The organism is Archangium lipolyticum, assembly GCF_024623785.1.
GTDB lineage: Bacteria > Myxococcota > Myxococcia > Myxococcales > Myxococcaceae > Archangium > Archangium lipolyticum.
Genome location: NZ_JANKBZ010000004.1, coordinates 237362 through 251013, shown reverse-complemented (window position 1 = coordinate 251013; position 13652 = coordinate 237362). Strand labels below are relative to the sequence as shown.

Below are 13652 nucleotides of genomic sequence, written 5' to 3'. Positions count from 1 at the left end.
GCGCTCTCACATGGAGCCTCGGATTCAACAACCGGTGGAGTGGAGCCCTCGGGCCCTGCCGCTGCAAGCGCTCGCGGTTGCGGGCGTGGGGCCGGTGGCGCTCGCGCTCGCGCGGCGGGTGCTGGCGGTGGAGGACACGGCGCTCGCCCGGTGGAGCGGCGTGGCCGGGCCCGGCGTGCTCGTGCTGCTGGGCGACACGGAGTCCCTCCCGTGGGTGGATGGTGCCGTCTACCTCGGGCGCGACGCGGCGGCGCCCTCGCTGCTGCTGCCGTGCACGCTCGCCCCGGACGTGTCCCCCGCGCTGCTCGACCGCGCGCTCGTCGCCCGCGCCCGGGCGGGCACTCCGCTCGCCGTGCTTCCCCGCTCGGGACAGCTCGTGCCCGTGGGCGCCGCGCGTCCCGTGTCCCGTGAGACCCTCGGCGCGTGGTTGGCGAAGCAGGAGGCCACTCCGTGAGCGAGTTGCCCGAGTCGCTGCGTCCCTGGGCGGGCCAGCTCTCCCTCTTCCCCGAGGACCTGGCGCTCAGCCTGGGTACCCACGTGGCGCGGCTGGCCGCGGCGATCGGCCCCATGCGCGCGCGCACCGAGACGGAGGGCGGCGAGTTCCACGGCTATGACGGCCTCACCCGGCGCGGTTCGCCCGAGCGGCTGCTGGTGAGCGAGTGGTTGATGGCCCTGGAGGCCCCGGACGAGTTCGTGCGCCGCGCGGCCTTCGGTGAGCAGGCCTACCTCCGGCCCGCCTTCCGCCAGCCGCAGGGCGGGCGTCGCACCGTGGCCCTGCTGGACGCGGGGCCGGACCAGTTCGGCCCGCCGCGCATCGCGCACCTGGCGCTGCTGGTGGTGCTCGCCCGGCGCGCCGAGGCGGCGGGCGCGGCCTTCGCCTGGGGCGTGCTCCAGTCCCCCGTCCAGAACGGGCCCTTCACCACCGTCAATGCCGCCACCGTCGGCCAGTGGTTGAAGGCGGGCAGTGCCTCTCCGCCCACCGACGCGCAGCTCGCCGCGTGGAGCGAGGTGCTCCAACTCGGGCGTGCTCCCGATGATGTGTGGCTGGTGGGCGGCGCGCGTCTCGCGCGGCTCCCGGGCACCGAGCGCCTGTCCCGCGTGGCGGTGGAGGAAGTCATCGCGCCCGGGGCCCGGCGGCTCGCGGTGGAGGTGCGGCCCGCGTCGCGCGCGTCGCGCCAGGTGGTGCTGGACCTGCCGCCCGTGCCCCAGTGCGTGCGGTTGCTGAGGGATCCGTTCGTCACCGCCGCCGCCGCGCCCGTGCTGGACACCCACGTGGGCTCCGTGAGCACCATGCGCTTCTCCGCGGATGGGCTGCGGCTGCTGTTCGCGTACGCGGATGGCGGCGTTGCGGCGCAGTCCATCCCCCAGTCCCCGCGCGCCACCGCGCCCAGGCCCAAGCGCTTCCAGCCCCAGCGGGACGAGTCCGTGGTGGCCATGGGCTGGCGCCACAAGGGTGGACTGCTCGCCGTGACGCTGCGCGGGCGCACCCTGCACGTGCACGGCACGTTGAAGAACGCCTCCACCGGCCGCGCCACGGGTTACCCACTGCCCGAGGGCGACGAGTCGTTCCAGCTGCCTCGCAAGGGCGAGCCTCCCCTGCTGGCCCTGACCCAGATACACCAGGGCCGGAACATCGAGACGGTGTACGTGCTGGATGCGGCGGGCGTGCTGCACCGGCTCACGCAGCGGGAGCACGGCCTCGGGGTCGTCCCCGTCTCCCGGGGCGTGAGCGCGCTCGCCGAGCGCAAGGGCGTGCTCTACCTCGTGTCCCGGGGTCCGGGGGGGTCGCAGGCCGCGGCCATGTTGCAACTCGAGCGGTGGATGCCCGCGAACGCCTCCGTGCTGGAGCTCGGGTTCGCCGGGGATGGGATGGCGTTTTTCGGTCACGCGACGAAAGCCGGCTTCGACGAGGCGGACCCCCTCGCGGTGCGCCACCAGCCCGGTGGCTGGAGCGTGCTGCGCTACCTGACCTGGTTGGAGAAGCAGTCGCACAAGGTGCTGCGGACGGAGCTCTCTCCTCCCATCGGGATGCGGGTGGTCGGTGTGTGCTCCCACCCCTCGCCGGCGACACCGGCGCTGGTGGTGCTCGCGAAGGATGAGCGCACCTTCTCCCTGGTGACCGGGAACGGCACCACCGAGACCCTGGTGGTGGCTTCCGCGCCAGTCGTCAGCGCGTCCGTCAGCCACGCGCTCCCCATGCTGGCCTGGTTGACGAAGAGCGGCGAGGTGGGGGTGTGGAGCTTCCCGTACAAGGCCCTCGTCTTCCGCTCCACCCCAGGAGGAACGCCATGAGCGCCGCTCGCCGGTCCGGGCCTCGCGCCCATGTGCACCGTGGCACCGTGGAGGGCGTGGCGCTCTGGTTCGACCCCGCGCTCCTGGGCGAGGCGGAGGCGCGCCGGCGCGTGCTGGCCGCGTGGGCTCCGGGCGTGAGCGTGTATGCGCTCGCCGGGGGCTTCCTGTTGAGGCTCCCGTCCCCGCGCTCCATGGCGTGCGCCGGGGTGCCGGGCCTACCCTTCACCCTGGAGGACGGCGTCCTCCTCTCCGCGCCCCTGTCCGCCTCCGAGCGCGAGCGTCTCGCGCCACCTCCCGGGTCCGCCGTGCTGGTGCGCGCGGGGACGGCGCGGGTGCATCCGCTCGAGCCCTCGATGCGGGTGGACGTGTCGGCGTGGCTCGACGTGTCCGGCTGGGATGTGGTGCACGTGGAAGGCCTGGGCGCGCCACCGCCGCCCGTGGCCGAGCCCACGCCCGTTGCCGCCCCCACGCGCGCCAGCTTCGGGCTCGGTCCTCCCGCGCCCGAGGCCGAGGAGATGAAGGCGAGGATGGCGGGCCGCGCCGTACCGGAGACGAGCACGGTGCACGCCGTTCGCCGCCCGGGGTTCTTCTCGCGGCTGTTCACCCGGTTCCGGGCCTGGTGGATGGGTGGGACGCAACGGCCGGGCTCGATGACCGTGGACGGGAGCGCGGCGCCCGCTCAGGGGGGAGAGATTGCCTCCAGGCCCTCGCTGCTGGGGCGCATGCTGGCGGCGTTCCTGTCGGCCTTGCTTCCCTTCCAGGGCTCCGGGACCGCGCCCTCGAACGGGTCCGCGTCATCCGCTCCGGCACCGAGGCCACGTCCTCCCTCGGGGCCGGGACTCTTCTCCCGGCTCACCCGGTGGCTCGCCACCTCCACGCCACTGGGCTCGCTGCTGGGCCGGCGCAAGGCGGAGTACGTGCGGCGCCTCTTCGACCTCTTCGACCAGGGCAACCTGGACGAGGCGCTGCGCTACGCGATTCCGTTGAACAAGGGCGGGCTGTCGGAGCGGGCCCGGCTCTCGCTCGGGCTGCCGGGTCCACGTGAGCAGCTCACCATCCAGACGGGTCCGGGAGGAGGGGCGACCAGCGTCTTCGGCGGTGGCGACGAGGTGTACGCGGCGCTGAAGGAGCGCTACCGCCAGGCCGTCCGGAAGCTGGAGCGCGAGGGCCGCATCGAGGAGGCGGCCTTCGTCCTCGCCGAGCTGCTGCACGAGGACGAGGAGGCCGTCTCCTTCCTGGAGCGCCATGGGCGGTGGCGGCTGGCGGCGGAGCTGGCCGAGGGGCGCCATCTGGCGCCGGGGCTGGTGGTGCGGCAGTGGTTGCTGGCGAAGGACGTGGCCCGGGCGGTGGAGATCGCCCGGCGCAGGGGGGCCTTCGCGGACGCGGTGGTGCGGTTGGAGCGCACGCACCCGGAGCAGGCGCGTGTCCTGCGGCTGCTCTGGGGCGAGGTGCTCGCGCAGGCGGGGGACTACGCGCGCGCGGTGGACGTGGTGTGGCCGGTGGAGGACGCGCGGCGGCTCACGCGGGCGTGGCTGGAGCGCGGCCTGGAGACCGGAGGCGTCACCGGAGCGCGGTTGCTGGCGCGGCTGGTCCTGGCCTTCCCCGACAGCTTCGAGACGGCCCGCGCGAAGGCGCTCGTGCTGCTCGACGGAGAAGACGCGGAGGGCGCCGCGGCACGCCACACCTTCGCGGAGCTGCTGGCCACCGAGGTGGAACAGAAGAGGGGCCTGGAGGAGCCCCGCGCGCTCCTGCGCCCGGCGGCGCGCGCGGTGCTGCGGGACTGGGTGGCGGGCCATTTGCCCTTGAAGTCCCGGGGCGTCGAGCACCTCGTGCAGCAGGTGGCAGATCCGGTGCTGTGGGCGGACCTGCCTCCGTTGTCGAGGCAGCCCGAACCCAGGGGTTTTCCGTTGGACGGGACTCCGGTGTCGCACGCCTTCGACGAGGCGGAGGGAGGGCCCTGGCCCATCCACGACGCGGTGCCCCTGTCCGGAGGGAGGGTATTGGTGGCGCTCGGCGAGGCGGGGGCGCGCCTGCTCACGCTGGAGGGCCGGTGCGTGGCGCACTTCGACGTGCCGGCCTTCTCGCTGGTGCTCTCGGTGCACGAGGACCGGGCGCTGGCGCTCGCGCCGCGCGGGACGCTGATGCGCCTGTCCCGGTTGGACCTGGTCCAGCGCCGGGCCGAGCCCTGGTGTGATGCGCGCGTCGACGCCTTCGCGCCGGTCTACGACGGAGGCCTGTGGTTCCTCGCCGTGGAGGACACGGTGATGGCGGTGGACGTGCTCGCCTCGGACCTGCGCGCGCTCTGGCGGGTGTCCCGGGTGGGCGGACCGGTGGTGGCGCTGGCGGTGGGGCCGTCGGAGATGAGCTTCGCCTCCGCTGGCTCGGAGGGACCCGAGCGCTGGAGCTACTCACTGCCGGACCCCACGCTGCGCTCCCGCCAGGTGCTGCCCCTGGGGGAGGATGCGCTGGTGCGCTGGCTCTCCCTGGGGATGGATGGGGCGATGGTGGTGCTGACCGACGCCGGTGCGCGGTGGTTCTCCGCGTACGGGCGGGCGAACCCGGTGCCCACGCTGCCCGAGATGGAACTGGAGGCGTTGTTCCTGGGTGGCTCCTGGGTGGCGGCGCTGGAGCGCACTCCGGTGGGCATTGGCGTGCGGTTGCTCGAACGGGCACGGGGTGGGGTGCGCGCGCTGTTCCTCTTCGAGGGCGCGACTCCGGTCTCGGTGCGCTTTCTCCAGGATGCGCTGCTGCTCTTCGACACGTCGGGCCGGCTGGTCCGGGTGGATCTGGCGCGAGGCGTGGTGCGGCGGATGGTGCCTCGCTGACGGTCCCGCCCCCCACCTGCCCGGAAGCAGACACAAGCCCCGGGCGCGGAGCCCTCCACCCCGGCGCTCGCCTTGCAGGAGACCGAGCGCATGGCCAGCTTGCGAACATGGCCCTGCAATTCACGCTCTCGCATCAGGTGGCGCGCATCTTGTCGTGCTGTCCCGCGACCGTGAGGGGACGCGTCCTCCTGGAGTTGTCCCAGAAGCTCACGAGCGTCGTCTCCCGCGTTCGGCCCACGCCCCAGAATGGGATGGAGGTGGGCGTGCTGCGGCTGCCCTCCGGCTTCCAGGTGAGCTACCGGCTGGACCGTGCGCGGCAGCAGGTGGAGATGCTCGACCTGTCCGGCGGAGACAGCTTCGGCTCCGCGGCCGCGCCGGGCTAAGGGCCGCGCAGGGCCTGTTCGATGAGGGCCCTCAGCGCGTTGAGATCCACCGGCTTGGGCACGGCGCCGAGGACGCCCTCGGGGAGCGGCTGGGTGGCTCCCACGCCGGAGACCACCACCACCGGCAGCGAGCACAGGGCCGGATCTTCCCGCACGTGCCGCATCAGCTCCCAGCCGCTCATCACCGGCATCATCAAATCCAGCAGCACCGCCTTCGGGCGAGGCGCGCCCCGCAGCCGCTCGAGCGCCTCCAGGCCATTGCCCGCCACGTCCACCTCGTAGCCGAGCGCTTCGAGGAACTCGGCGAGCAGTTCGCGGCTGTCGGCATGGTCCTCCACGACGAGGACGCGGTGTCGCCCTTCACTCATGTCCTGCGGCCCTTCCTTCTTCTCGGCGGCGCCATAGCACGGTGGCTCGGCGGTGGTGGAAGGACGCTCCGGGCTCCTCGCGCCAGGGTTGGCTCGTGGACCGATGCGGGCGGTCCGGACGCACCCGTTATGGGGGGTTGGGCCTGGATCGTTCGACGTGGGACATCTGGTCGGCCGCGGGAAGGCGAAAACCAGGTCCCATGCCGGTAGCAGGACGTGAATGGTCATAGCCTCACCTGTCCGCTTGGGTGCGCGGGACAACCTCCTGGGTTCGGTTCACCTCTAGGGGCGGAGGCCTGGGGAGCGAGGGGGGTGGACACTCCTCTCTCCCTCTGAGCCGAGCACTCTTAGGGTCCCAGGTTTGACCGACTACCCATCCTGTCCTGTCGCGGGTCCCTGTCCGGCTCTAAGCAGGCGGCCTGGAGGGTCGCCTCAGCGAGGGCCAGAGAACCAACATGGGACAACCGTCGACGGGCAAGCTGGCAGCAAACGTGGGCGAGATCGCGCGTCAGGCGCGGCTGCGTGCGGGGCTGACCCAGGCGGACGTCGCGGAGCGGGTGGGGCTGGCGACCGAGGTGTATGGCCGGCTGGAGCGGGGTCGGATGTTGCCCAGTGTGCCGTCGTTGCGCCGGTTGTGCATCGCGTTGCGCATGCCCTCGGACACCTTCCTGGGCCTCAACACCGGCGAGGTGCCCACGTGGGCGGCCGAGTCCGCTCCGCCCGAGGAGTTCGATGAGAGCCCCGAGCTGCGCCGCCTCATGCGCACCCTGCGCAAGCTGGAGGGCTCGCAGCTCAAGCTGATCGGCCTCGTGGCCGCGGCGTTGCAGAAGCGCTAGCGGGCAGGCGGGCCCCTCCGCGGCCGTTCGTGCTTGTCGTGACACACGGTGGGCTGGCGTCATGGGCTCGGTCTCCTGTACGGAGCGGGTACACATGGCGAACGAGCGGCAGCGCATGAGCACATGGTGGGGGCCGTGTCAGGCCCTCGGACTGGTTTTGGCGGGGCTGCTCGCGTTCGATGTCTCCGCGCAGCCGGTGACGACCATCCCCCACCTGGATGGGGTGCCTCGGGCGGAGGCTCCCGACGCGGGCCCGGTCCAGGCGGAGGTGGACGTCCAGCGCACCGATGGGGGCTTCGCGCTGGAGGGCGCGGGGGATGCGTCGGACGCGGGGACGGGGCCACGCTTCGAGCCGCCCGCGCTGATGGCGGACTCCCCGGCGCGCTACCCCGAGGCGCTCGCCGCGCAGCCGGTGGCGGGCACGGTGCAACTGGAGCTGCTGGTGGACGAGCAGGGCGAGGTGGCCGAGGCCCGGCTCGTGCGGGGACTGCATCCGCTGCTGGACGATGCGGCGCTGCATGCCGCGTCCGGCCTGCGCTTCACCCCGGCGAAGGTGGAGGGCACGCCGGTGCAGGTGCGGCTCAACTTCGAGTACCGCTTCGAGGCCCCCCAGCCGGTGGCGGGCAGCGGGGCCGCGCAGGCCCAGCCGCCCGTGACGTTGCGTGGTCTGGTGCGCACCAAGGGCAACCGTCGGCCGGTGGCGGGAGCCACGCTCGTGTCGTTCGCCGCGCGGGACGTGGCCGTGGAGACGGGGCCGGACGGCCGCTTCGAGGCACGGCTGCCTCCGGGCAAGCAGTGGGTGCGCGTCACCGCTCCGGGCCACAAGCCGGACGACTTCTACGAGGACGTGCGCGCGGGCGAGACGCTCGAGGTGGTGTATGGCCTGGAGCCGCTCGTGGTGAACCCCTACGAGACGGTGGTGCGGGGAGACCGCGAGCGCACCGAGGTGTCGCGCGTCACGCTGCGCGACGCGGAGCTGCGCGAGATTCCCGGCACCATGGGAGATCCATTCCGCGTGGTGATGTTGATGCCGGGCGTGGGCAGCATGCTCTCGGGCGTCTCGTACCCGGTGGTGCGCGGCAGCCAGCCGGCCGCCACCGGCTACTTCCTGGACGGCATCCGCGTCCCCATCCTCTTCCACCTGTTCCTGGGGCCCGCCGTCGTCCACCCGGACTTCATCGACACCATCGACTTCTACGCGGGCAACCCTCCCACCCAGTACGGGCGCCTCATGGGCGGCGCGGTGGAGGGCAAGCTCACCACCCCGCGCGATGACCGCTTCCACGGCAGCGCCTACGCGGACTTCATCAACGCGGGCCTCTTCGTCGAGTACCCCTTCCAGTCCACCGGCACCAACGTCTCGCTCGCGGGCCGCATCTCGTACACGCCGTGGCTGATCGCCCTGGGGGCCAACGCCCTCAACGTGACCGGCTCCGATGACTCGAAGCTGGTGCTGGACTTCTATGACTATCAGGCCCGCGTCGAGCAGAAGGTGGGGCCGGGCCGGCTGCGCCTCTTCGCCTTCGGCTCCTCGGACACCTTCGGCGTGAGGGCGACGGATGAGGATGCCACCACCGCGCTGCAGTCCGTCCTCTTCCACCGCGTGGACCTGCGCTATCGCCACCCGGTGGGCGGTGGCGAGCTGGAGGCGGGCGTCAACGTGGGGCTGGACCGGCTCTCCATCGCGAGTGAGAGCGGCTCGAGTGGTGGAGGCACCTTCAACATCGACCAGCGCAATGCCACCGCGCGGCTGGGCTACCAGAGGAAGCTCGGCGAGGGCCTCTCGCTGCGCTCCGGCCTGGACGTGGACCACAAGCGAGCGCTGGTGAAAATCCAGCAGCGCAGCCGCCCGTCGCCGGAGGCCCCGTTCGATGAAATGGAGCTCGACATGCCGCTGGCGATCGCCACCTTCAGCGGGCTGTGGGCGGAGGTGCAGTGGGAGGCGGGGCCGTGGTCGGTGGTGCCGGGGTTGCGCCTGGACAACTACCACCTGTCCGGAGGCCCCAACGCGTTCGTGGCGGAGCCGCGCATCGCCGTGCGCCGGAAGATGAGCGAGCAGCTCACCCTCAAGGGCGGAGTGGGCCTCTACCACCAGGCGCCCACCACGCTCATCAGCCTGCCCATCATCGACATCGCGGCGCTGGACCAGGGGCTGCAGCAGGCGGTGCAGGTGTCCGCGGGCGTGGAGTACAAGAACCTGCTGGGCTTCGACGTGAGCCTGGAGGGCTACGTCAACCCGATGCTGCGCACGGTGGAGCTCACGCCCTTCAACAGTGAGGACGATCCCTTCGTTCCGCCGCCCCCGCCCGTGGAGCCGCCGGGCGGGGATAGACCTCCGGTGCCCCAGCCCGGGACGGGTGGCCGGCGCCTCGTGCGGGGGATGCAGGTGGAGGTGCCCACGGATCCCTTCGAGGGCATCGATCTGGGAAACATGAGCAGCCGGGGCCTGTCGTACGGACTGGAGCTGCTCATCCGCCGCCCGCTGGGAGGCAACTGGTTCGGCTGGCTGTCCTACTCGCTGCAGCGCAGCACGCGGCGCGTGAGCTTCATCCGCTACGACGCGCACGACCAGCCGGTGGGCCGGGCCGAGGCGGACCTGCCCTACGTCTTCGACCAGACGCACGTGGCCAACCTGGTGCTCAACTACAAGTTCGCCAACAACATCACCCTGGGCGGGGTGCTGCACTTCAACTCCGGGCGTCCGGAGTCGGGCAACCTCACCAGCCGCACGCAGGTGGAGGGCACGGGCGTCGATGGCATGCCCCGGTGGGTGCGGGTGGACCAGGACAAGGTGGACCGGCTGCCGCCCTTCCTCCGCTTCGACCTGCGGGTGTCCAAGGCCTGGGTCTACGACACCTTCTCGCTCGAGGCCTACCTGGACATGCTCAACGTGACCCTCAGCCAGGAGGTGGTCGCCTTCGACTACGTGGGTGGCTACGGCCTGTCGCTGCAGAAGAAGCCCACGGGTCTGCCCATCGCGCTGCCCATCGTCGGGCTCAAGGCGAGGTACTGAACGGGCCAGGCTGGCGCCGGTCTGGAATCGGGCACTCGTGTCGTTCCCCGGGGCATGGGTCCGGGGGTCATGGCTGGCAACTGGCGGGCCGTGGCATACTCCGTGTCGCATCTGCATCCCCCGGCTTCTCGTCTCGTCCGGGGGTCGAGGTGCGCGGGGGGATGGCATGGCTTCATCGTGGGTTCCAGGGCCCGAGCTCGCATGGAGGCTTCATGTCGAGTCGCCCATTCCGTGCGTGCTCTTCGAGCCCGTCCGAGAAGGCGCGGGAGCGCCGCGCGACTTCCAGTGGACGGCCCTCAATCCGGCGGCCGAGGCGCTCGTGAACGGGCTGGGCCTGGGCCGCGCGCTGTCCTCGTGGGGCGGTGTGGTGGAGGGCCTGCCGGAGTGGGACGCCCTGCGCCAGGTGGTGGAGGCGGGCACGACCCTCTCCTTCGAGGCGCACCTGGGGACGGGCCTGGAGGAGCGCTGGTTCCAGGCGAAGGCGGTGAAGCACGGGGAGGGCTTCGCCCTGTGGCTCATCGACATCACCGAGGCCCGGGTGGAGCGGCGCGCGTTCCGGGAGGAGCTGGAGCGGCAGCAGGCGGTGCGGGCGCGCGAGGAGCACCTGCGGCTGGCGCTGGAGACGGCGCGGATGGTGACGTGGGAGTGGTCGGCGGGGCCGCGCACCCTGACCTGGTCTCCCAACGCGTCGGCCTTCTTCGGGCAACCGGAGGGAGTGCCGCGGGGCACGCCGGAGAGCTTCCTGAGCTGCGTGCACCCGGACGAGCGCAAGCGGGTGGCCGAGGCGCTCCTGCAGGGGATGCGCGCGGAGGGGCCCTACACCTTCCAGTTCCGCGGGCAGTGGGCGGACGGCACGGTGCGCTGCTACGAGGCGGTGGGGCAGACGTTCCACGAGCGTGGCCGGACCACGCGGATGCTGGGCGTGGTGTTGGATTGCACCGAGCGTGAGCAGGCGCAGGCGGCGCTGCGCGAGGCCGAGGAGCGCTACCGCCTGGCGTCCTGGGCCACCAACGACGTGCTCTGGGACTGGAACACCGCCGGCGACCACCTGCATTGGGGCGAGGCGTGCCACGCCGTCCTGGGCTACCTCCCGGAGGAGATGGGCGGCATCTCCTGGTGGGAGGAGCAGGTCCACCCCGATGACCGGAAGCTGGTGGTGGAGGGGTTGAGACACACGGTGGAGTCGGGCGGGGAGTCGTGGACGGCCGAGTACCGCTTCCGGCGCAAGGACGGCACCTACGTGCACGTGTTGGACCGGGGGCTGGTGGCCCGGGGTGGCAAGGGGGGCGCGGTGCGGATGATCGGCTCGATGATGGACATCACCGAGCGCAAGCGGGCGGTGGAGCGGATGCAGGAGGAGGCGCGGTTCCGCGAGCGCTTCATCGGCATTCTCGGACATGACCTGCGCAACCCGCTCAACGCCATCTCGCTGTCGGCGCGGGCGCTGCGGCGGCGCGGTCCGTTGCCGCCGGCCCAGCAGCAACTGGCGCAGCGCATCGAGGCGAGCGCGGAGCGCATGGGGAAGATGATCGCCGACATCCTCGACCTGACGCGGGCGCGGCTGTCGGGAGGGATTCCGCTGAACCTGGCGCCCACGCGCCTGCCCACGTTGTGCCAGCAGGTGATGGAGGAGCTGACGGTGGCGCACCCGGGGAGGGAGCTCGTCTTCGAGGCGCGGGGGGAGGGCGAGGGGGTGTGGGATCCGGATCGGCTGGCGCAGGTGGTGAGCAACCTGGTGGGCAACGCGCTGGAGCACGGCGCGAGCGAGGGACCCATCCACGTGCGGTGCTGGGAGGAGACGGACACTCAGGTGCTGGAGATCTCCAACGCGGGGACGCCGATTCCCAGCCACCAGCTGGCCACGCTGTTCGACCCCTTCCGTCAGGTGGGAACGGGGCGGAGGAGCAATGGACTGGGGCTGGGTCTGTTCATCGTGAGGGAGCTGGTGGAGGCGCACGGGGGCGAGGTGCGGGTGCGCTCCACGCAGGAGGAGGGGACGACGTTCACGGTCCGCCTGCCCCGGGACGCACGCCAGTCCCAGAGGGGAACGCGTCCGATCGAGGCGCACATCGCCTGACGCTCCCTCTCCCTCTGGGAGAGGGCTGGGGTGAGGGTCTTCCCACCCGGGAGCCCAGGAGCCTCACGGGCCCTGGCCGGGTGCCGGCCCCTGGCGCGGGGCCTACCTTCACCTGGGACTTCAGGCCAATGGCCCGGAGCCCCTCGCCTCCCCGGGCGCCACCCTCCGCCCGGGGGAAGGGAGGACGTCATGGATGCCCTGGCTCCCATCGGCCGGCTGCTCTTCTCGGCCATCTTCATCTTCAGCGGCTTCAACCACTTCACCAACGCCGAGACCATGATCGGCTACGCGCGGAGCGCGGGTCTGCCGCTCCCGGCGCTGGCCATCTACGGCTCGGGCGTGGTGCTGGTCGTGGGCGGGGTGTGCATCCTGCTGGGGGTCTTCGCCCGCATCGCCGCGGCGGCCATCGCCGCCTTCCTGGTGCTCGCGGCGCTCACGATGCACCGCTTCTGGGGGCTGCCACCCGAGCAGGCCGCGATGCAGATGATCCACTTCTGGAAGAACATCTCCATGGCCGGTGGCGCGCTGCTGCTCGCGTACTTCGGACCGGGGCCCTACAGCGTGCGGGCCCGCTCGAGGATCCTGGAGGAGCGGCGTGTGAATCGCCCGCCCGGAGGGCTGCGGCCCCAGCCTCAATCGTGAGGGGGCCCGGCGTAGACCCTCACCCCAGCCCTCTCCCAGAGGGAGAGGGAGGGCGGCGGTGGGCGCTCAGTGGGTGACGGCCGACTCGACGGGCCGCAGGGTGAAGAAGGCCACCTCCGGGTAGGTGCCTCGCCGCAGGTACGGCCCACCGAAGCCGAAGCCCAGTCCCATGTTCACGTAGAGCTGGTTGCCCCGCACATGGTAGTGGCCCTGGATGTAGGGCTGCCCCGCGCGGCGGAAGATGGCCTCCGTGAGGCCGCGCACCACGAACTGGCCGCCGTGCGTGTGCCCGGAGAACTGCACCAGGTTGGCGTCCGGGGGCAGCTTCTCGACGGTGGGCGGCGCGTGGGTGAGCACCAGGCGCGTGCCGGAGTCGGGAGCGCCCCGGAAGGTGGCCTCCACGTCGTCGCGGCCCGTGCGCCCATCGTCGATGCCCAGGATGGTGACCGGCGCCCCGCGCACGTGCACCACCCGGTGCTCGTTCTGCAGCACCGTGTAGCCCAGGCGCTCGAAGCCGGTGCGCAGGTAGTGGGCGTCCACCCAGTGGTCATGGTTGCCCAGCACCACGAAGACGGGGCTGGTGAAGCCGGCCAGCAGCTCGATGACGCGCGGCAGGGGCTTGGGGCTGTGGGTGACGTAGTCGCCCGTGAGGAAGACGAGGTCCGGGTTGCTCGCGTTCACCTCGGCCACCGCGCGGCGGATGCGCACCGCGGACGTGGCCTGGCCCACGTGGATGTCCGACAGGTGCGCGATGCGCAGCCCGTCATGCTCCGAGTGCATTCCCGGCACGTGCAGCAGGTTCTCCGACAGGGTGAAGTGGTCGCGCCAGCGCAGGCGGGCCTCGGGCCGCAGCGGATCCGGACTCACGGCCCTCAGCTCGTTGCGCCTCATGAGGTTGCGGTGCTGCCCCTGGGCGTGAACGGAGACCGCCTTCGCGGTCTGGGTGGCGGCGGAGCGGCGGGCAAGTCTCAGGCGCATGCGGTTCCTTCCGTCTGTCGGACGGCTCGAATTGTAAAGGACACCGGCCACATGAGACGAGGGCGGCACTCACCGCCAGCCCGTCCGCTCACCAGCCGGTGTCAGCGGGCGGAAGGTAAAATGATGGGAATCCTCGAAAAATTCCGGGTTTTTTCCAGGGGTTCCGGCGGTCTGGAGGAGGGACGGGCGGGTCTGCGGAAAGAGAAGAGCCCGCTCCCCGGTGAGGGAAACGGGCCCG

General features: G+C 72.0%; 10 protein-coding genes. 8 read left to right on the top strand and 2 right to left on the bottom strand.

Annotated elements, in window-relative coordinates; all coding sequences use genetic code 11:
* The first annotated feature begins 10 nt into the window (after positions 1-10).
* From NR810_RS11255 to NR810_RS11240, 4 genes are all read left to right on the top strand, one after another.
* A complete protein-coding gene (locus tag NR810_RS11255) occupies positions 11-454 on the top strand; it encodes a bpX5 domain-containing protein (protein ID WP_257451217.1) in 444 nt (147 codons plus the stop codon).
* Positions 451-2292, top strand: a complete 1842-nt coding sequence (locus NR810_RS11250) for a hypothetical protein (RefSeq protein WP_257451214.1) — start codon at positions 451-453, stop codon at positions 2290-2292. The genes NR810_RS11255 and NR810_RS11250 overlap by 4 nt, the downstream gene beginning before the upstream one ends.
* Complete coding sequence (locus NR810_RS11245; protein ID WP_257451212.1) at positions 2289-5117, top strand: bpX6 domain-containing protein; 2829 nt, start codon at positions 2289-2291, stop codon at positions 5115-5117. The genes NR810_RS11250 and NR810_RS11245 overlap by 4 nt, the downstream gene beginning before the upstream one ends.
* 107 nt (positions 5118-5224) lie before the next feature.
* A complete protein-coding gene (locus tag NR810_RS11240) occupies positions 5225-5500 on the top strand; it encodes a hypothetical protein (RefSeq protein ID WP_257451210.1) in 276 nt (91 codons plus the stop codon).
* Here the strand turns inward: NR810_RS11240 and NR810_RS11235 are convergent.
* Positions 5497-5868, bottom strand: a complete 372-nt coding sequence (locus NR810_RS11235; RefSeq protein WP_257451208.1) for a response regulator — start codon at positions 5866-5868, stop codon at positions 5497-5499. The two genes, NR810_RS11240 and NR810_RS11235, sit on opposite strands and share 4 nt — an antisense overlap.
* A 455-nt stretch (positions 5869-6323) precedes the next feature.
* On the opposite strand from NR810_RS11235, the gene NR810_RS11230 reads away from it, so the two are divergent.
* The 4 genes from NR810_RS11230 (at position 6324) to NR810_RS11215 (ending at position 12436) form a co-directional block, all read left to right on the top strand.
* Positions 6324-6704 carry a helix-turn-helix domain-containing protein gene (locus NR810_RS11230; protein WP_204224594.1) on the top strand — a complete coding sequence of 127 codons (381 nt, stop codon included), beginning with the start codon at positions 6324-6326 and terminating at the stop codon, positions 6702-6704.
* A 115-nt stretch (positions 6705-6819) separates the two neighbouring features.
* Positions 6820-9717, top strand: coding sequence for a TonB family protein (locus NR810_RS11225; protein WP_257451205.1), 2898 nt, complete (start codon positions 6820-6822; stop codon positions 9715-9717).
* Between the two features lie 166 nt (positions 9718-9883).
* The gene (locus NR810_RS11220) at positions 9884-11794 is read left to right on the top strand and encodes a sensor histidine kinase (RefSeq protein ID WP_257451203.1); all 1911 of its coding nucleotides are present in this window, start codon (positions 9884-9886) and stop codon (positions 11792-11794) included.
* Between the two features lie 189 nt (positions 11795-11983).
* Positions 11984-12436 (top strand): DoxX family protein, encoded by a 453-nt coding sequence (locus tag NR810_RS11215; protein ID WP_257451201.1) that lies wholly within the window; start codon positions 11984-11986, stop codon positions 12434-12436.
* Positions 12437-12502: 66 nt separating this feature from the next.
* Here the strand turns inward: NR810_RS11215 and NR810_RS11210 are convergent, their stop codons facing one another.
* Entirely contained in the window at positions 12503-13414 is a 912-nt protein-coding gene (locus NR810_RS11210) for a metallophosphoesterase (protein WP_257451200.1), read from the bottom strand.
* Positions 13415-13652: the final 238 nt, after the last annotated feature.

Bases quoted from the DNA above. Each gene is read 5' to 3' on its own strand.
- NR810_RS11255 (WP_257451217.1), top strand. From the start codon at position 11: ATGGAGCCTCGGATTCAACAACCGGTGGAGTGGAGCCCTCGGGCCCTG.
- NR810_RS11245 (WP_257451212.1), top strand. From the start codon at position 2,289: ATGAGCGCCGCTCGCCGGTCCGGGCCTCGCGCCCATGTGCACCGTGGC.
- NR810_RS11240 (WP_257451210.1), top strand. From the start codon at position 5,225: ATGGCCCTGCAATTCACGCTCTCGCATCAGGTGGCGCGCATCTTGTCG.
- NR810_RS11235 (WP_257451208.1), bottom strand. From the start codon at position 5,868: ATGAGTGAAGGGCGACACCGCGTCCTCGTCGTGGAGGACCATGCCGAC.
- NR810_RS11230 (WP_204224594.1), top strand. From the start codon at position 6,324: ATGGGACAACCGTCGACGGGCAAGCTGGCAGCAAACGTGGGCGAGATC.
- NR810_RS11225 (WP_257451205.1), top strand. From the start codon at position 6,820: ATGAGCACATGGTGGGGGCCGTGTCAGGCCCTCGGACTGGTTTTGGCG.
- NR810_RS11220 (WP_257451203.1), top strand. From the start codon at position 9,884: ATGGCTTCATCGTGGGTTCCAGGGCCCGAGCTCGCATGGAGGCTTCAT.
- NR810_RS11215 (WP_257451201.1), top strand. From the start codon at position 11,984: ATGGATGCCCTGGCTCCCATCGGCCGGCTGCTCTTCTCGGCCATCTTC.
- NR810_RS11210 (WP_257451200.1), bottom strand. From the start codon at position 13,414: ATGCGCCTGAGACTTGCCCGCCGCTCCGCCGCCACCCAGACCGCGAAG.